Annotated in this window: 14 protein-coding genes; 8 read left to right on the plus strand and 6 right to left on the minus strand. The window is 68.8% G+C overall.

Going from position 1 to position 17,305, the window contains the following annotated elements; translation table 11 throughout:
* The first annotated feature begins 159 nt into the window (after positions 1-159).
* From AC0IYU_RS30340 to AC0IYU_RS30360, 5 genes are all read left to right on the plus strand, one after another.
* Positions 160-1,089 carry a branched-chain amino acid ABC transporter permease gene (locus AC0IYU_RS30340; protein WP_435437555.1) on the plus strand — a complete coding sequence of 310 codons (930 nt, stop codon included), beginning with the start codon at positions 160-162 and terminating at the stop codon, positions 1,087-1,089.
* Positions 1,090-1,178: 89 nt separating this feature from the next.
* Positions 1,179-2,243: a branched-chain amino acid ABC transporter permease gene (locus tag AC0IYU_RS30345; protein ID WP_472124929.1), complete on the plus strand. Its 1,065-nt coding sequence runs from the start codon at positions 1,179-1,181 to the stop codon at positions 2,241-2,243.
* A 68-nt stretch (positions 2,244-2,311) separates the two neighbouring features.
* Positions 2,312-3,643 carry an ABC transporter substrate-binding protein gene (locus tag AC0IYU_RS30350; protein WP_472124932.1) on the plus strand — a complete coding sequence of 444 codons (1,332 nt, stop codon included), beginning with the start codon at positions 2,312-2,314 and terminating at the stop codon, positions 3,641-3,643.
* 169 nt (positions 3,644-3,812) lie between these two features.
* Positions 3,813-4,625, plus strand: a complete 813-nt coding sequence (locus AC0IYU_RS30355) for an ABC transporter ATP-binding protein (RefSeq protein WP_435487500.1) — start codon at positions 3,813-3,815, stop codon at positions 4,623-4,625.
* A gap of 46 nt (positions 4,626-4,671) precedes the next feature.
* Positions 4,672-5,919, plus strand: a complete 1,248-nt coding sequence (locus AC0IYU_RS30360; protein ID WP_472124935.1) for a phenylacetate--CoA ligase family protein — start codon at positions 4,672-4,674, stop codon at positions 5,917-5,919.
* Here AC0IYU_RS30360 and AC0IYU_RS30365 read toward each other — a convergent pair.
* Together AC0IYU_RS30365 and AC0IYU_RS30370 are read right to left on the minus strand one after the other, a co-directional pair.
* The gene (locus tag AC0IYU_RS30365) at positions 5,910-6,929 is read right to left on the minus strand and encodes a hypothetical protein (RefSeq protein ID WP_472124937.1); all 1,020 of its coding nucleotides are present in this window, start codon (positions 6,927-6,929) and stop codon (positions 5,910-5,912) included. The genes AC0IYU_RS30360 and AC0IYU_RS30365 overlap by 10 nt on opposite strands.
* A gap of 88 nt (positions 6,930-7,017) precedes the next feature.
* Entirely contained in the window at positions 7,018-8,139 is a 1,122-nt protein-coding gene (locus AC0IYU_RS30370; RefSeq protein WP_472124940.1) for a citrate synthase/methylcitrate synthase, read from the minus strand.
* An 82-nt stretch (positions 8,140-8,221) separates the two neighbouring features.
* Between AC0IYU_RS30370 and AC0IYU_RS30375 the strand changes: the two genes are divergently transcribed.
* Entirely contained in the window at positions 8,222-9,448 is a 1,227-nt protein-coding gene (locus AC0IYU_RS30375; RefSeq protein WP_472124943.1) for a citrate synthase, read from the plus strand.
* Here AC0IYU_RS30375 and AC0IYU_RS30380 read toward each other — a convergent pair.
* Both AC0IYU_RS30380 and AC0IYU_RS30385 read right to left on the minus strand, forming a co-directional pair.
* A complete protein-coding gene (locus AC0IYU_RS30380) occupies positions 9,393-9,962 on the minus strand; it encodes a type 1 glutamine amidotransferase domain-containing protein (RefSeq protein ID WP_472124946.1) in 570 nt (189 codons plus the stop codon). The two genes, AC0IYU_RS30375 and AC0IYU_RS30380, sit on opposite strands and share 56 nt — an antisense overlap.
* Before the next feature lie 132 nt (positions 9,963-10,094).
* A complete protein-coding gene (locus AC0IYU_RS30385) occupies positions 10,095-11,288 on the minus strand; it encodes a M48 family metalloprotease (RefSeq protein ID WP_472124949.1) in 1,194 nt (397 codons plus the stop codon).
* Between the two features lie 208 nt (positions 11,289-11,496).
* Here AC0IYU_RS30385 and AC0IYU_RS30390 point away from each other — a divergent pair, with 208 nt between their 5' ends.
* A complete protein-coding gene (locus AC0IYU_RS30390) occupies positions 11,497-12,471 on the plus strand; it encodes a tripartite tricarboxylate transporter substrate-binding protein (RefSeq protein WP_472124952.1) in 975 nt (324 codons plus the stop codon).
* 105 nt (positions 12,472-12,576) lie between these two features.
* Here AC0IYU_RS30390 and AC0IYU_RS30395 read toward each other — a convergent pair whose 3' ends face one another.
* The gene (locus tag AC0IYU_RS30395; RefSeq protein ID WP_472124955.1) at positions 12,577-14,691 is read right to left on the minus strand and encodes a PQQ-dependent dehydrogenase, methanol/ethanol family; all 2,115 of its coding nucleotides are present in this window, start codon (positions 14,689-14,691) and stop codon (positions 12,577-12,579) included.
* 131 nt (positions 14,692-14,822) lie between these two features.
* On the opposite strand from AC0IYU_RS30395, the gene AC0IYU_RS30400 reads away from it, so the two are divergent.
* The gene (locus AC0IYU_RS30400; protein ID WP_472124957.1) at positions 14,823-16,136 is read left to right on the plus strand and encodes a helix-turn-helix domain-containing protein; all 1,314 of its coding nucleotides are present in this window, start codon (positions 14,823-14,825) and stop codon (positions 16,134-16,136) included.
* Between the two features lie 4 nt (positions 16,137-16,140).
* Here the strand turns inward: AC0IYU_RS30400 and AC0IYU_RS30405 are convergent, their stop codons facing one another.
* Positions 16,141-17,304: an ROK family transcriptional regulator gene (locus tag AC0IYU_RS30405; RefSeq protein WP_472124959.1), complete on the minus strand. Its 1,164-nt coding sequence runs from the start codon at positions 17,302-17,304 to the stop codon at positions 16,141-16,143.
* Position 17,305 lies beyond the last annotated feature (1 nt).

Here is a 17,305-nt window from a genome sequence, read left to right on the forward strand (position 1 = left end):
AACCGCGATCCTATGACTCGTCTCGTGGGCTCGGAGATGTGTATAAGAGACAGGGGTACGACAGCCCTCGCAAAGCAGCTGCGCCTCATCGACCGCCGCGTGCCCCCACCCCAACCCTCCCCCAGCGGGGGAGGGAGAAAAACAAGAAAGAAACTGACCATGGGCTTTTTCCTCGAAACCCTCTTCGGCGGCCTCATGGTCGGCATGCTGTATTCGCTGATCGCCATCGGCTTCGTGCTGATCTACAAGGCCTCGGGCGTCTTCAACTTCGCGCAGGGTGCGATGGTGCTGTTCGCGGCGCTGGCCATGGCGCGTTTCTCGGAATGGTTCCCGCTGTGGTTCGGCTTCCAGAGCCTGGTGCTCGCCAACATCCTGGCCTTCATCGCGGCCATGGCGGTGATGATCGTGGTGGCCTGGCTGATCGAGCGGCTCGCGCTCAGCAAGCTGGTGAACCAGGAAGGCATCACGCTGCTGATGGCCACGCTGGGCATCGCCTATTTCCTGGACGGCCTGGGCCAGACCATCTTCGGCAACGACATCTACAAGATCGACGTGGGCATGCCCAAGGAGCCGCTGATGGTGCTGCAGGGCACCTTCGAAGGCGGCCTGCTGCTGAGCCAGGAAGACCTGGTCGCCGCGCTGGTGGCGGCCGGCCTGGTGGTGGTGCTGGCCATCTTCTTCCAGAAGACCGCCACGGGCCGGGCGCTGCGCGCAGTGGCCGACGACCACCAGGCGGCGCAGTCCATCGGCATTCCGCTCCAGCGCATCTGGGTGATCGTGTGGTCGGTGGCCGGCTTCTCGGCGCTGGTGGCCGGGATCATCTGGGGGTCGAAGCTGGGCGTGCAGTTCTCGCTGTCGCTGGTGGCGCTGAAGGCGCTGCCGGTGGTGATCCTGGGCGGACTCACCTCGATACCCGGCGCCATCATCGGCGGCCTCTTGATCGGCGTCGGCGAGAAGCTGTCTGAAATCTATCTCGGCCCGATGCTCGGTGGCGGCATCGAGATCTGGTTCGCGTACGTGCTCGCACTGGTCTTCCTGCTGGTTCGTCCGCAGGGCCTGTTCGGCGAAAAAATCATCGATCGGGTCTGAAATGAAAAGCCCCCACGCTCATCACTTCGTGTATCGCTGCCCCCCGAGGGGGCGCTCAATGCCCTTCGGGCGGCCGGACGGGCATTGATATGTTTTATAGAGAAAACGGCCAGTTCAAGTCGAGCTACCGGGCCGATCAACAGATCTTCCCGATCGCGCAGGACCGCATCGCAATGCTGGTGCTGCTGCTCGTGGCATTCATCGTGGTGCCGCTGGGCGTGTCGGACTACTGGATGCGCGCCATCCTCACGCCCTTCCTCATTCTTTCGCTGGCCGCGCTGGGCCTGAACATCCTGGTGGGCTATTGCGGCCAGATCTCGCTGGGCACCGGCGCCTTCATGGCGGTGGGCGCCTATGCGGCCTACAACTTCCAGGTGCGCATCGAGGGCATGCCGCTCATCGCCTCGCTGCTGCTGGGCGGCCTGTGCGCCACGGTGATCGGCGTGCTCTTCGGCATTCCGAGCTTGCGCATCAAGGGCCTGTACCTCGCGGTGGCCACGCTCGCGGCGCAGTTCTTCACCGACTGGGCGTTCCTGCGCATCCAGTGGTTCACCAACAATTCTTCCTCGGGCTCGGTGAGCGTCGCGGGGCTCAACGTGTTCGGCATGCCGATCGAGTCGCCGATCCAGAAGTACCTGTTCTGCCTGAGCTTCGTGGTCGTGTTCGCCCTGCTCGCCAAGAACCTGGTGCGCAGCGCCATCGGCCGCGAGTGGATGGCCATGCGCGACATGGACGTGGCCGCGGCGGTGATCGGCATTCGCCCGGTGTACGCCAAGCTCACGGCCTTTGCGGTCAGCAGCTTCATCGTCGGGGTGGCCGGCGCGCTGTGGGGCTTCATTCACCTGGGCGCGTGGGAGCCGGCGGCGTTCAGCATCGACCGCTCGTTCCAGCTGCTGTTCATGGTGATCATCGGCGGGCTCGGCTCGATCATGGGCAGCTTCTTCGGCGCCGCCTTCATCGTGCTGCTGCCGCTCTTTCTGAACCAGCTGCCCGCGTGGCTGGGCTTTTCGATTTCCACCGCGCTGGCCTCCCACCTGGAGACCATGATCTTCGGCGCGCTGATCGTGTTCTTTTTGATCGTCGAGCCGCACGGCCTCGCGCGGCTGTGGTCCACGGCCAAGGAGAAGCTGCACCTCTGGCCCTTCCCGCATTGATTCGTTTCCAGCGTTCCCGTTCGTTCGTAAAAAACCCGGCACCGAGGTGCCCACATAAGGAGACAGGCATGAAACTGAAATCGCTCGCTCTGACCGCCGCCCTGGTGGCCAGCACCCTCGGCGCCATGCTCGCGCCATCGATGGCCAGCGCGCAGGCCAAGGAGCAGTTCTTCCCGCTGCTGGTGTACCGCACCGGCCCCTACGCACCCAACGGCACGCCATGGGCCAACGGCAAGCAGGACTACCTGAAGCTGGTCAACGCGCAGGGCGGCATCAACGGCGTGAAGATCACTTTTGAAGAATGCGAAACCGGCTACGCCACCGACAAGGGCGTGGAATGCTACGAGCGCCTGAAGGGCCGCCCCGGCGTTGCGTTGTTCGACCCGCAGGCCACCGGCATCACCTTTGCGCTGACCGACAAGGTGCTCGCCGACAAGATCCCGCTGGTCACGCTGGGCTACGGCCTTGCGGCCTCGCAGGACGGGGGCGTGTTCAAGTGGAACTTTCCACTCATGGGCAGCTACTGGACCGCGGCCGACATCCTGATCCAGCACCTGGGCAAGAAAGAAGGCGGCCTGGACAAGCTCAAGGGCAAGAAGATCGCGCTGGTCTATCACGACTCGCCGTTCGGCAAGGAGCCGATCCCGCTGCTGCAGGAGCGCGCCAAGATGCACGGCTTCGACCTGTCGCTCATTCCGGTGACCGCACCGGGCGTGGAACAGAAGTCCGCCTGGTTGCAGGTGCGCCAGCAACGGCCCGACTTCGTGCTGCTGTGGGGCTGGGGCGTGATGAATTCCACCGCCCTCAAGGAGGCCGTGGCCACCGGCTTCCCGCGCGAGAAGATGTATGGCGTGTGGTGGGCCGGTGCCGAGCCCGACGTGAAGGACGTGGGCGCCAACGCCAAGGGCTACAACGCGCTGGCGCTCAACGGCTCGGGCACCGAGAACAAGGTGATCCAGGACATCCTGAAGCAGGTGCACGACAAGGGACAGGGCACCGGTCCGAAGGACGAAGTGGGCTCGGTGCTCTACACGCGCGGCGCGATCATCTCGATGCTCGGCGTCGAGGCGGTCAAGCGTGCGCAGGAGCGCTTCGGCAAGGGCAAGGTCATGACCGGCGAGCAGGTGCGCTGGGGCCTGGAGAACCTGGCGCTCGACCAGAAGAAGCTCGACGCATTGGGCTTCGCCGGTGTGATGCGCCCGGTGAGCACCTCATGCCAGGACCACATCGGCTCGACCTGGGCGCGCATGGAAACCTGGGACGGCGCCAAGTGGAACATCGCGCCCGAGTGGTACCAGGCCGACGAGCAGATCATCAAGCCGATGGCGAAGACCGCGGCCGACAAGTACGCGACCGAAAAGAAGCTGACGCGCCGCGAGGCAGCGGATTGCCAATCTTGAGCTGACCCCCAGTCTTCGCGCACTTCGTGTCGCTTCGCCAACCCCCTTTCAGGGGGCAACACCTGCGGCCCGGCAAAGCCGGTTCCGCGGTGTTACCTGAAGGGAGGCGGGCCAAGCAGGCATCCGAAAGAACTGCGCTGCTGTTCTTTCGAATGCTTCGGACCACACCATGAGCGAACCCAACATCCTTCTCAACGTCAACGGCATCGAGGTCATCTACAACCACGTGATCCTGGTGCTCAAGGGCGTGTCGCTCTCGGTGCCCGAAGGCGGCATCGTGGCCCTGCTCGGCGGCAACGGCGCGGGCAAGACGACCACGCTGCGCGCGGTGAGCAACCTGCTCGCGGGCGAACGCGGCGCCGTGACCAAGGGCACCATCGAGCTGCGCGGCGACCGCATCGAGGCGCTGTCGCCGGCCGAACTGGTCAAGCGCGGACTGATCCAGGTGATGGAAGGCCGCCACTGCTTTGCGCACCTGACCATCGAGGAGAACCTGATGACGGGCGCCTACACGCGCACCGACGGCAAGGCCGCGGTGCAGCAGACGCTGGACAAGGTGTACGCGTATTTCCCGCGCCTGAAGACGCGGCGCACGTCCCAGGCGGCCTACACCTCGGGCGGCGAGCAGCAGATGTGCGCCATCGGGCGCGCGCTGATGGCCAACCCGACCATGGTGCTGCTCGACGAGCCCTCGATGGGCCTGGCGCCGCAGATCGTCGAGGAGGTGTTCGAGATCGTGAAGGACCTCAATACCAAGGAGCGCGTGACCTTCCTGCTGGCCGAGCAGAACACCAACATGGCGCTGCGCTACGCCGACTACGGCTACATCCTGGAGAACGGCCGCATCGTGATGGACGGCGAGGCGAAGAGCCTGCGCGAGAACGAGGACGTGAAGGAGTTCTACCTCGGCGTCGGCGGCGCGGACCGCAAGAGCTTCCGCGACGTGAAGAGCTACAAGCGGCGCAAGCGCTGGCTGGCCTGAAGTCCCCACCCCACAGACAACGAATCGATTGATGAAGGGTCCGGACATGACCGACCACTACGACCACCTCGAGATCCGCGACCCCGCGGAGCGCGAACGCGACCTGCTGGCCGCGCTGCCCAGGCAGATCGCGCAGGCCCAGAGCGCCGCACCCGCGTTCACGAAGATCCTCGACGGCGTCAAGCCCGCGGACATCACCACGCGCGAGGCACTCGCCAGACTGCCGGTCACGCGCAAATCGGAATTGCTCGAGCTGCAGAAGGCGCGCCGCGCCGACGATCCCTTCGGCGGGTTCTCGTCCATCGTGCGCGGGCCGCGCATGCCGCGCGTGTTCGCGAGCCCCGGCACCATCTACGAACCCGAAGGCGAGGCGCGCGACTACTGGCGCACGGCGCGCGCGCTGCATGCGGCGGGCTTTCGGGGCGGCGAGCTGATCCACAACAGCTTCAGCTACCACATGACACCCGCCGGCTCCATCATGGAAAGCGGCGCGCATGCCATGGGCTGCAGCGTGTTCGCGGGCGGCACCGGCCAGACCGAACAGCAGCTCGAAGCCATGGCCGACCTCAAGCCCGACGGCTATGCGGGCACGCCGAGCTTCCTGAAGATCCTGCTGGAGAAGGCCGAGGAAAAAGGGCTGACGCTGCCCTCGCTCACCAAGGCGCTGGTCTCCGGCGAAGCCTTTCCGCCCAGCCTGCACGACTGGATCGCCGCGCACGGCGTGAAGGGCACGCAGTGCTATGCCACCGCCGACCTCGGCCTGATCGCGTACGAGACCAGCGCGCGCGAAGGCCTGGTGATCGACGAAGGGGTGCTGGTCGAGATCGTGCGGCCCGGCACCGGCGACCCGGTGCCCGACGGTGAAGTGGGCGAGGTCGTCGTGACCACCTTCAACCCCGACTACCCGCTGGTGCGCTTCGGCACCGGCGACCTGTCGGCCGTGCTCGCGGGCACCTGCCCCACCGGGCGCACCAACCGGCGCATCAAGGGCTGGCTCGGGCGCGCCGACCAGACCACCAAGGTGCGCGGCATGTTCGTCCACCCCTCGCAGGTGGCGCAGGTCGTGCGGCGCTTTCCCGAAGTGCAGCGCGCACGGCTCGTGGTGTCGGGCGAGATGGGCGACGACCGGATGACCTTCAGGCTCGAATGCGCAGGCGCGCCCGAAGGACTCGACACACGCATTGCCGATGCGGTGCGCGAAGTGACCAAGCTGCGCGGCACCATCGAGCTGGTGGCGCCGGGCAGCCTGCCCAACGACGGCAAGGTGATCGAGGACGCGCGCAGCTACAAGTAGCGGCGGTACAGCACGCGCGTGGCGGCGCGCGCAAGCACGACCGCCATCGCCGTGTAGAGCAGCACCACGGCCAGCACGAAGCCGATGATGCCGCCCCCGCTGTAGAAGCTGAACGAGGTCTTCGCGGCCACGAACAGCCATGCGAGCGCCACCGCGATGCAGCTCACCTGCACCAGCAGGAAGGCCGACACCGCGGCCGCCACGGCCCTGAACGGGCGCGCGAGCAACAGCCCGGGCCGCGTGCCGAGCCAGCCGCCCCAGGCCGCGAGCGCGAAGGTCACGAGGGCCGGCAGCACCCAGGTCAGCAGCAGCATGCCCACGCCCAGGTCGCTGGACGGCGGCGCCCAGCGTGCCACGGCCAGGCCGCTCCAAAGCTGCAGCGCCGCGAAGAGCGCGCCCACCAGCAGCGCGACGGCGCGGCGCGGCGCCCCGGGGACCGGCTCCCCGGCTGCGCCCTCTTCCTGCGCGGGTGCCCCTGCAACGCGGCTCTTCATCAGCGCGATGCGTGCCGCCAGCCACAGGCCGAGCACCAGCACCACCATCTGCACCAGCGACTGCAGCATCATGGCCACGCCCATGTACATGCGAGGCGAATAGGCGAAGACGCCCTCCAGCCGGCCGCCCGGCATGAACATCACCTGGAGCTCGTAGAACAACGGGGTCAGCGCGTAGTAGTTCAGCACCATCGCCAGCACCCACACACCGCCGAAGCGCAGCCGCGCATCGTGGGCCAGGGCCACGCGGGCCGCGCCCTGGCGCTCGAGCGCATGGCGCCCGTGGCTCCACGACAGCGCCGCGGCCAGCAGCCAGGACATCGCCATGCCCGCGAGCAGCGTGACCCAGACGCCGGGCATGGTGTACGCGCCGCGCATCTGCTCGGCCTCGGGCGTGGAAGGCGCCAGCAGCAGGGCCATGTTGATGACGAACATGACCGCGTCCAGGCCCACCGCGATGAGCGCGAAGTCGCGGGGCAGGCGCAGTGCGCGTTGCAGGGAGGGATTCGCCGTCATATCGGAGTACTTTCGTTGATTCGCGCATGCCGCAGCGGCATGCGAAGACAGCGAGGGTATCGGATGACGGCGCGCGCGCCGTGCAGGCTCAGTGCGCGAGCGCGGCTTCGGCCGCCTCCCTGGGTGCGGGGCCCACATACACCGACTGCGGCCGGATCAGCCGCCCCTTCTTCACCTGCTCGCGCGCATGCGCCAGCCAGCCGCCCACGCGGCCCGCGGCGAACACGCAGGTGAAGCTCTCGCGGCCGAAGCCCAGGGCCTCGAGCAGCAGCGCCGTGTAGAACTCGACGTTGGTCTCCAGCGCGCGGCCGGGCTTGGTCTCGCGCAGGATCGCGAGCGCGGCCTGTTCGGCCGCCTCGGCCAGCGCGAAGCGTGCGACGTTGACGCTGCCTTCGTCGCCCAGCCTGCGCAGCGCCCCCTTGAGCGCGTCGGCGCGCGGATCGCGCACGCGGTAGATGCGGTGGCCGAAGCCCATCAGCCGCTGTCCGCCGGCCACCGCCTCCTCCAGCCAGGGGCGCGCGTTGGCGGCCGTGCCGATGGCGTCCAGCGCGTCGAGCACCGGTCCGGGTGCGCCGCCATGCAGCGGGCCCTTGAGCGCGCTGATGCCCGCGAGCACGGCCGAGGCGAGCCCCGCGCCGGTCGATGCCACCACGCGTGCGGCGAAGGTCGAGGCGTTGAGCCCGTGGTCGCACACGGTGACGAGGTAGGTGTCGAGCGCGGCGGCCTGCACGGGCGCGGGCATGCGGCCGTGCAGCATGCGCAGCATGTCGGTGGCGTGCGGCAGGGCCTCGTCGGGCGCGAGCGCCTGCACGCCCAGGCGCCAGCGCATGACGGCTGCGGTGTAGACGGCGGGTGCGGCCACCAGGCGCAGGGCGGTGGGCAGGTCGTCGCCGTCGGGCAGGCGCGCGAGCAGCGCGCGCACGGCCTCGATGGGCGGCATGCGGCGCAGCACGGCGTCGTCGTTGGGTTGCAGGCGCTCGAAGGCTTCGCGGCGTGCGCGGCCGATGGCGGCACGCAGGCCGTCGGCGGGCGGCGGCGTGTCGAAGAAGCCGTCGAACAGCAGCGCGACCACGTCTTCATAGCGCCAGCGTTGCGCGATCTCGTCGAGCTCATGCCCGCGGATCACCAGCCGGCCGGCGGCACCGTCCACCTCGGACAGCACCGTGCGCGCGGCCACCACGCCTTCGAGGCCGCCATCGTCTTCGTTCATCGTCTTTGCTCCTGGGTTTGTCACGATGCGATGGATTCTGTCGCTTCGGATATTGACGTCAATCTTGATCTATTCTGTCAACATGACCTTGACGAAAGCACCGCTCTGGCTGCCCGCCGCCGACGCCCTCGAACTGATGCAGGTCCGCCCGCAGACGCTCTACGCCAGCGTGAGCCGCGGGCGCATCCGCGCCAAGCCCGATGCGACGGACCCGCGTCGCAGCCTCTACCACCGCGACGACGTGCAGCGCATTGCGGCGCGCACGCGCGGGCGACGCAGCACCGAGACGGTGGCCAGCGAAGCGATCCAGTGGGGGGAGCCGGTGCTGGCGTCGGGTGTGTCCACGGTGGCCGGCGGACGGCTGCTCTACCGGGGGCAGGATGCATGCGAGCTGGCCGAACGCGCCACGCTGGAAGAGGTTGCCGGGGTGTTGTGGGAGAGCGCGGTGGTGAGCTTTGCCGCCGCCACGCCTGCGGCGCCGGCACCGAAGGACTCGGCGCCGCTCCAGGCCGGCCTGGTGGCGCTCGCATCGCGCGCCACCACCGACCTCCCCACGCGCGGCCGCTCGCGCGCCGCGCTGCAAGCCGAGGCGGCCGACGTCATCGGCACGCTGGCCGATGCACTGCTGGTCGCCGCCCCCGCGCCTGCGCGCGCGATGCCGCTGCACCTGCGCATGGCCAACGCATGGCGGCGCCCGCGCGCAGCGGACGACCTGCGCCGCGCACTGGTGCTGCTGGCCGACCATGAACTCAACGCGTCCACCTTCGCGGCGCGCGTGACCGCATCGACCGGTGCTTCGGTGGCCGCCTGCCTGCTCACGGGCCTGTCGACATTGACGGGCCCGCTGCACGGTGGCGCTTCCGCCGCGGTGCAAGCGCTGATGCGCAACGCGGCAGCCATCGGCACCGAGGCCGCCGTGCGCGAATGGCTCGCGCACGACAGGCCGTTGGTGGCCTTCGGTCATCCGCTCTATCCGAACGGCGACGTGCGCTGCGGCGCACTGCTCGCCGGCATCGAGCTGCCCGCGGCGTTCACCGAGTTGCGCGCCATCGGGCAGAAGCTGTTGGGCGAGGCCGTCAACATCGACTTCGCACTCGCCGCCATGGCGGCCGTCCACAGGCTGCCCGCGGGCGCACCGCTCGTCCTGTTCGCGCTGGCACGCAGCGTCGGCTGGACGGCCCATGTACTGGAGCAGCAGGCCACGGGGCAGTTGATACGCCCCCGCGCGCGCTACACCGGGCCTGCCGCCGCGGTCACTGAAGCTGAGCCTCGTGCGCCACTTCGAAGAGCTTCGTCATCTCGCGGTTGAAGGCCGGCAGGTCGTCGGGCTTGCGGCTGGTCACGAGCAGGTGATCGACCACCACGTCCTGGTCGCTCCAGGTCGCACCCGCGTTCTGCAGGTCGGCGCGCAGCGATGGCCACGAGGTCATGTGCCGGCCCTGGACGCCGCCCGCGTCGATGAGGGTCCACGGTCCGTGGCAGATGGCGGCGATGGGCTTGCCCGCGTCCAAGAAGGCCCGCACGAAGGCAACGGCCTTCTCGTCGATGCGCAGCGCATCGGGATTGACGACGCCACCCGGCAGCAGCAGGGCGTCGAAGTCTTCCGCGCTGGCGCTCTGCAGCGGCACGTCGACCGCGAAACTGTCGGCCTGGTCGTGGTGATGCCAGCCGCGCACGCTGCCGTCCATGGGGGAGACGATCTGCGTCTGCGCGCCGGCGGCGTCCAGCGCCTTGCGCGGGTCGGTCATCTCGACCTGCTCGAAGCCGTCCGACACGAGGATGGCGACCTTCATTCCGTCGAGGGAAGATGAGGTGATGGGCATGGGTATTCACTCCTGGGTTGGTGGTTTCATGGCAATGAAGACACACCCTAAGCCCCGCCCTCGCGAGCCGCATCGTCCTGCGCCGGGTCCGCCTGTCGGACAAATCGACGGGCAGGCCCGAACCCTGAAACCCTACTTGCAGCAGCCCTTGGGCAGCGCCTTCTCCGGCAGGTCGTCGCCCGCCACGCAGTGCCAGGCGATGCCGCTGTCGGCCTCCGAGGGCTCCATGCGCAGGGTGCCCTTCACGCCTTTGGGCAGGGTCGCCTCGACGACCATGCTCTGCGGGTCGAGCGTGAGGGTGGCACCGCCGGGCAGCGTGTCGGGCAGGCGGGCTGCGGCCAGGGACTCGGGCGTCTCTTCCTTCTCGGTGTAGTAGTTGCCAAGCGCCTCGCGCACCGAAGCGCCTTCGTACCAGGCCTGCGCCACGACCGCGCGGCTCGTGTACTCCTGGTAGGCCGGAATGGCCACGGCCGCGAGCACGCCGATGACGGCCACCGTGATCAGCGCGCCGAGGGCGCCACCGCCGGCACGCCCGGTGTAGGGCACGAAGATCGCCAGCAAATAGGCCAGCGGGTTGCGGCTGGGAAGCCGCGCTTCCCGGTCGAGCACGCGCGCCACGCGCTTGGTGAGCCAGGGGTAGCCGGCGATCAGCTCGTGGAACGAGGCCCAGAAGCCGCTGTTGCCCGCCGACTGCGCCGCATAGGCCTGCAGGTTGACGTTGCGCCACTGGTGCGCGCCGGCAGCCAGCGCCACGAGCGCGCGCGGCGCGGAGTCTGGCTCTTCGCAGCAGGCCTCGCCGTGCAGGTCGCAGGTGTATTCCTTGGCGCGCGCATAGGCCGCGCCCAGCAGCGGCAGCCACAGCACGGGGGCGCGCCAGATGTGGCCCGTGAGGTGGCCGCGCCGGATGTGGCCGAGCTCATGGCCGATATAGAAATTGACGCCGTCGGGCTGCCGCTCCATGGCGTCGACCACGTCGGACAGCAACACCACGAAGTTGCGACCGAAGAAGCGCGTGGCGAAGGCGTTGAACATGCCGTCGCCATGCAGCAGGTAGGCCTCGGGCGGCTTCTCGATGCCCAGGAAGCCGCAGCACGCCTCGAAGCGCGCATGCAGCTCGGGCAGCTGGGTGGGCGAGAGCTTCACGCCCGTGCCCTTGATCCAGGCGATGACGGCCGACTGTGCGAACACATAGCCGATGAAGCCCAGCAGCACGTAGACCAGCGCGATGCCCAGCGTGCCGACGACCAGCAGCAGCCAGACCAGCAGGCCGAGCCACAGCGTGATGTTGCCGAGCCAGCGCTCGCGCGGATAGACCCATGGATCCATTGGAATTTCCTCCTCGTTGCGGCCTGGAAGACCGCTTGGTTTGTGGTTCTTTTTGCGCGCCCCCCGGCGCGGCCTGCAGGCGTCGATCATGCCCCAGCACCGTGCAGATTTCGATGCAGCTCTAAGGGCTATTCGCTATAGGTCAGGTCGTGGTCAGCCGATAAGATCGCGGCCGTTTGACACCCCCATCACGGAAATCGGAGACCCCATGAAGAAACTGTTCGCCCTCGCGGCGATTGCCGCCGCAGCTGCCGGAGCCCACGCCCAGGACTTCCCTGCGGGCAAGACCGTCACGCTCGTGGTGCCTTTCGCGGCCGGCGGCCCGACCGACCGTGTCGCGCGCGACCTGGCGGAAGCCATGCAGAAGACGCTCGGCACGACGATCGTGGTGGACAACACCGCCGGTGCGGGCAGCTCCATCGGCACGGCCAAGGTGGCGCGCGCCAACCCCGACGGCTACACGCTGCTGCTGAACCACATCGGCATGTCGACCATGCCGGCGCTCTACCGCAAGCTGCCCTTCAACGTCGAGACCGACTTCGAGTACCTGGGCATGGTCAACGAAGTGCCCATGACGCTCATCGGCAAGCCCACGCTGCCGGCCAACAACTACAAGGAACTGACCGCCTGGATCGAAGCCAACAAGGGCAAGATCAACCTGGGCAACGCCGGCCTGGGCGCCGCGTCCCACCTGTGCGGCCTGCTGTTCCAGAGCGCGCTGAAGGTCGAGATGACGCCGGTTCCCTACAAGGGCACGGCACCCGCCATCGCCGACCTGCTGGGCGGCCAGATCGACCTGCTGTGCGACCAGACCACCAACACCACCTCGCAGATCGAGGCCAAGAAGGTCAAGGCCTACGCCGTGACCACGGCCAAGCGCCTGACCACGCCGGCCCTGAAGGACCTGCCCACGCTCCAGGAAGCGGGCGTCAAGGGCTTCGAAGTGTCGATCTGGCACGGCGTGTACGCCCCCAAGGGCACGCCGGCACCGGTGCTGAAGAAGCTCAACGAGGCCATCAACGCCGCCATGAAGGACCCGGGCTTCATCAAGCGTGAAGAGGCGCTGGGCGCGGTGATCACCACCGACAGCCGCACCCAGCCGGCGGACCACAAGAAGTTCGTCTCGGCCGAAATCGCCAAGTGGGGCCCGATCATCAAGGCCGCGGGCGTGTACGCCGACTGATCGACAGTCTTCCACACGCGCAGCCGCAAGGCCGCCTGAGCCCCCCGGGGCCAGGCGGCTTTTTTGTGGATGCTCGCCGGCGTTCTTCCAGGTCCACGCGTTTTTCTACTTCGGCCGCACGGCGTCCGCCGTTCCCTGGATGAAGGCCTTGATGCTCTCGATGTCGTCGCCCGAGAGCTTGCCCGTGAAGTCCGGCATGCCGCGCGCCATGGCCGGGCCCTTGAGGATGAACTTGTCCAGGTTCTCGATGTAGGCCGCGTCCATGTAGCCGAGGTTGGGAATGTTGCCGCCGCGGTCCACGCCCGGCACGCCGTGGCAGAACACGCAGTTGCTCACGTACAGCATGGTGCCGGCCTGGACCTTGGCGGGGTCGTACTTCACGCCCTGCACCAGCTTGTCCATGCGGTACTGCACGAAGTCCGGCATCTTGGCGGTGCCGCCCACCGCGAAGGTGTAGACCGTGCCCGGGCCCTGCTTCTCGGTGGCGCGCTGCGCCAGGCCGTACACGCCGCCCCAGCCCACGGCCACCGACACGTACTGCTTGCCGTCGACCATGTAGGTCGAGGGCGCCGCCACCACGCCGGTGCCGGTGGGCGTTTCCCAGAGCTTCTCGCCGGTCTTGGCGTTGTAGGCCAGCAGGCGGCCGTCGGCCGTGCCCTGGAACACCAGGTTGCCGGCGGTGGTGAGCGTGCCGCCGTTCCAGGGCGACACGTAGTCCACGCCCCAGGCCTCCTTCTGCGTCACCGGGTCCCACGCCACCAGCCGGCCCGAGGGCTTGCTCTTGGGCGGCTCGGCGTTGGCGAACTTGGCCGTGTTCCATCCCAGCGCGGAATGCGGGCGCCCGGGCACGTCCTCGTTGAACTTCCAGTCCTTGTCGTCCATCAGGTTGATCGGCACGTGCTGCGAGGGCAGGTAGGCCAGGCCGGTCTGCGGGTTGAACGACATCGGGTGCCAGTTGTGCGCGCCGAAGGGGCCGGGGATGGCGTCGTTGGGCCTGGTGCCGTCGCGCGCGGACGCCACCACGTCGGGCCGGCCGTTCTTGTCGTAGCCGGTGGCCCAGTTCACTTCGGTGAAGTTCTTCGCCGAGATGAACTTGCCGTTGGTGCGGTCGATGACGAAGAAGAAGCCGTTCTTCGGCGCATGCAGCAGCACCTTGCGCGGCTTGCCGTCCACCTTCATGTCGGCCAGGATCATCGACTGCGTGGAGGTGTAGTCCCAGTTGTCGCCGGGCGTCTCCTGGTAGTGCCACTTGTACTTGCCGGTGTCCGGGTCCAGCGCCACCACCGAGCCCAGGTAGAGGTTGTCGCCGCCCTTGGGGCTGCGCGCCTTGTGCGACCACGGCGAGCCGTTGCCGGTGCCCACGTACATCAGGTTGAGCTCGGGGTCGAAGGCGAAGCTGTCCCATGCGGTGCCGCCGCCGCCGGCCTCCCAGTACTTGCCGCTCGGGTCCCAGGTCTTGGCGGCGCGCGCCATCGATGCGTCCTCGAAGGGCTTGCCCGGGTCGCCGGGCACCACGAACCAGCGCCACTTCTGGTCGCCGGTCTTCGCGTCGTAGGCGGTCACGAAGCCGCGCACGCCGTACTCGGCGCCGCCGTTGCCGATGATGACCTTGCCCTTGAACACGCGGGGCGCGCCAGTGATGGTGTAGCTGCCCTTCTGGCCGTCGAGCGTGTTCTTCTCCCACACCGTCTGGCCCGTGGCCGCGTCGAGCGCGATCAGGCGGCCGTCATAGGCCGCCACGTAGACCTTGCCCTCGTAGAGCGCCACGCCGCGGTTCACCACGTCGCAGCAGCCCCTGTAGCCTTTCGATTTGTCGACCTGCGGATCGAAGGTCCACAGCTTCTGCCCGGTGCGGGTGTCGATGGCGTGCACCACGCTCCACGAGGCGGTGACGTACATGATGCCGTCCACCACCAGCGGCGTGGCCTCCACGCCGCGGGTCGACTCGAGGTTGTAAGACCAGACCAGCCCCAGGTCCTTCACGTTGGCCGCGTTCACCTGGTCGAGCCTGCTGAAGCGCGACTCGGCGTAGTCGAGGCCGACGCTGGGCCAGTCGGGGGTTTTCTTCTGCGCCGCATTGGCACGGATGAAGCCGCCGTCGACGCGTTTCGTGGCGGCAGCGGCCCGGTCCTGGGCATTCTGGGCCGTGGCCGCGGTCGATGCGCCCAGGCACAGCAATGCGCCGGCGAGCACGAGCAGCCCGGTGGGTGTTTTTGTCATCGCAGGTCTCCTTTGTGCCGCAAGGATCGTTCGCGCGGGCCTTGCCTTCATCTTGGGGATTTCCCCAGTCCGGCGATGTTCCATTGCGGAACACATTCGACGCTGGTCCCGAACCGGGAGGCAACGAACCCATGGCCCTCGACAGAATCGGCACGGCGGATGCGCCGCGCCAGCTCTTTGCCAGCACGCCGGCGCAGCGCGTGGCGCTCGCGCGGCAACAGTTCTTCGAGGAAGGCGTGCGCCCCTCGGGCCTCGTGGGCGAGGCGGTGATCCAGTCGTGGCTGCGCTGCAGCCGAACGCACGCCGACCGCCAGCGCATCGTGCCCTTCGACGCCGTCACACCGAGCCGGCTGCATGCCACGCTGGCGCGCAACCGCGAGCTGCTCGAGGTGGCGCGGCAAGAACTCGCGCAGATGGAAAACATGCTCGCGGGCACCGACTGCCGCGTGATCCTGACCGACAGCGAAGGCGTGGTGGTGCACGTCACCGACCAGCCCGCCGCCGCGCACCAGCCGGTGCTGCGCAAGACGGCGCGCGTGGGCGTGAACATTTCCGAGCGCATCGTCGGCACCACCGCGCCGGGCATCGTGGCGAGCACCGGCCAGGCCTGCACGGTGGACGGCGCGGAGCACTACTTCGACGTGCTGTGCCACATGCAGTGCGCGGCCGCGCCGATCCGCGGCGTGAACGGGCAGCTCGCCGGCGTGCTCGACCTCACGGCCGAGGCGCGGCGCTTCGGCTTCGACGCGGCGTCGGTGGTGGCGCTCTATGCCACGACCATCGAGAACCGGCTGCTGCAGGCGCAGTCGCGCGACCACCTGATCCTGCGTTTCCAGGCCAGCCCCACGCTGCTGGGCACGCCGCTCGAAGCCCTGGCGGGCATCGCGCCCGACGGCACCATCGCATGGCTCAACAACGCGGGCGCGCGGCTGCTGGGGCGGCTGCCCGAGGCGGCGCACGAGCGCGACGTCGAATGCCTGCTGGGGCACGACCTGGCGAGCCTGCTGCGGCTGGGACGGCCCGGCCGATGCGAGGCGGCGCAGCCCCTGCGGCTGGCGAGCGGCCTGGGCGTGTGGGTGCAGGCGCACCTGAAGGGCTCGGACGGCGTGGACTTTCGGCACGCGGTGGCGATGCCGGGCGAGGCGGCACCGATCGGCATCGAACGCGGCGCGCATGCGATGGCCGCCGAGGCCGGCGCAAGCGGCGGCGACAGCGCGCCCGTGGCGCACGCCGCGCACGCCGCGCACGCCGCGCACGCAGAAACGCTGCGCGCGCACAGCCGCAAGCTGATCGAGGACACGCTCGCGGCGCACGGCGGCAATGTGTCGCAGGCGGCGCGGCAACTGAACGTGTCGCGCGGCACGCTCTACCGGCGGCTGCGCGGCTGGCGCGATGGGGAGGAACGCGAAGAAGGCGAAGACGCCGCCGCGCCGGCTTCGGATTGAAGGATCAGACCGCCGCGCGGGCCAGCGCACGCGCGCGGCGCGCCTTCGCGTCGGGCTGCAGCGGCCGCAGGTACTCGTGCAAGGCCAATGCGGCCGCGCCGACCGCGGGCGCCAGCGCGTCATAGCGCGCGGTGCGCAGCTCCGGCGGCGGCATGCCCGCGCCGTCCGCATGGCGCTTCACGCTTTCGAACGCCGCCTGCGCAAAGCCGCGGTGGTCCGCGCAGGCCTTGCCGCCCAGCACGATCGCGCGCGGATTGAAGGTGACCCACAGGTTCTGCAGCAGCACGCCGAAGAAGGCCGCCGCGCGCGGCATGTCGGCGCCCGGGCGTTCCAGCACGCGCGAGCCGAAGAAGGCCTCGGCGCAGCCGCGGCGACCGCACGAGCACAGCGGCCCGTCGAGCTCGAGGATGGTGTGGCCGATCTCGCCCGCCATGCCCTGCGCGCCGGTGAAGAGCCGGTCGTTCAACACCACGCCCGCGCCCACGCCCACGTCGCAGTTGACGAAGATGAGCGGGTCTTCGCCGTCCTTGCCGGCACCGGCCGCGAACTCGTACTCGCCGAGCGCGGCGGCATCGGCGTCGTTCTGCAGTTGCACCGTGACGCCGGGCAGGCCGACGGCGGCAAAAGCCTTCTCGAGCGCAGGCAGCAGGCTCACGTTGCGCCAGCCGAGGTTGGGCGCGAAGCGGACCACGCCGGTGCAGTCGTCCACCGCGCCGGGCACGCACACGCCGATGCTCGACAGGCGCAGCGCGAGCTTCTTCAACTGCGCGTGGGCAGCCGACGCCATGCGCGCGACCTGCGCGCACACGCCGGCCGGCGAGCCGTCGGTCAGCGCGTGGGTGTCCGCGTACAGCACCTCGCCCTGCAGCGAGACGCACACGAGGCGCACGGTTTCGACGGCGATCTCCACGCCCATCAGCGCGCGCACGCCGACGTTGATCTGCAGCGGCGTCGAGGGGCGGCCCAGCCCGTCGTTCACGGCCGCATCGGATTCCTTCAGCCAGCCCTCGTCGAGCAGTTCGCGCACCAGCAGGCTCACGGTCGATTTGGTGAGACCGCTCTCGCTGGCGAGCCGTGCGCGCGAGAGACCTGGCTGCGCGCGCAGCAGCCGCAGCAGCACGCTGCGGTTCATGCGCTTGAGCAGCTGCTGGTCGCCGATGGTGGTCACG

Source organism: Variovorax sp. AC103 (assembly GCF_979254005.1).

Bases quoted from the DNA above. Each gene is read 5' to 3' on its own strand.
- AC0IYU_RS30345 (WP_472124929.1), top strand. From the start codon at position 1,179: ATGTTTTATAGAGAAAACGGCCAGTTCAAGTCGAGCTACCGGGCCGAT.
- AC0IYU_RS30400 (WP_472124957.1), top strand. From the start codon at position 14,823: ATGGCCCTCGACAGAATCGGCACGGCGGATGCGCCGCGCCAGCTCTTT.
- AC0IYU_RS30380 (WP_472124946.1), bottom strand. From the start codon at position 9,962: ATGCCCATCACCTCATCTTCCCTCGACGGAATGAAGGTCGCCATCCTC.
- AC0IYU_RS30360 (WP_472124935.1), top strand. From the start codon at position 4,672: ATGACCGACCACTACGACCACCTCGAGATCCGCGACCCCGCGGAGCGC.
- AC0IYU_RS30385 (WP_472124949.1), bottom strand. From the start codon at position 11,288: ATGGATCCATGGGTCTATCCGCGCGAGCGCTGGCTCGGCAACATCACG.
- AC0IYU_RS30350 (WP_472124932.1), top strand. From the start codon at position 2,312: ATGAAACTGAAATCGCTCGCTCTGACCGCCGCCCTGGTGGCCAGCACC.
- AC0IYU_RS30340 (WP_435437555.1), top strand. From the start codon at position 160: ATGGGCTTTTTCCTCGAAACCCTCTTCGGCGGCCTCATGGTCGGCATG.
- AC0IYU_RS30375 (WP_472124943.1), top strand. From the start codon at position 8,222: ATGACCTTGACGAAAGCACCGCTCTGGCTGCCCGCCGCCGACGCCCTC.
- AC0IYU_RS30355 (WP_435487500.1), top strand. From the start codon at position 3,813: ATGAGCGAACCCAACATCCTTCTCAACGTCAACGGCATCGAGGTCATC.
- AC0IYU_RS30395 (WP_472124955.1), bottom strand. From the start codon at position 14,691: ATGACAAAAACACCCACCGGGCTGCTCGTGCTCGCCGGCGCATTGCTG.
- AC0IYU_RS30390 (WP_472124952.1), top strand. From the start codon at position 11,497: ATGAAGAAACTGTTCGCCCTCGCGGCGATTGCCGCCGCAGCTGCCGGA.
- AC0IYU_RS30365 (WP_472124937.1), bottom strand. From the start codon at position 6,929: ATGACGGCGAATCCCTCCCTGCAACGCGCACTGCGCCTGCCCCGCGAC.
- AC0IYU_RS30370 (WP_472124940.1), bottom strand. From the start codon at position 8,139: ATGAACGAAGACGATGGCGGCCTCGAAGGCGTGGTGGCCGCGCGCACG.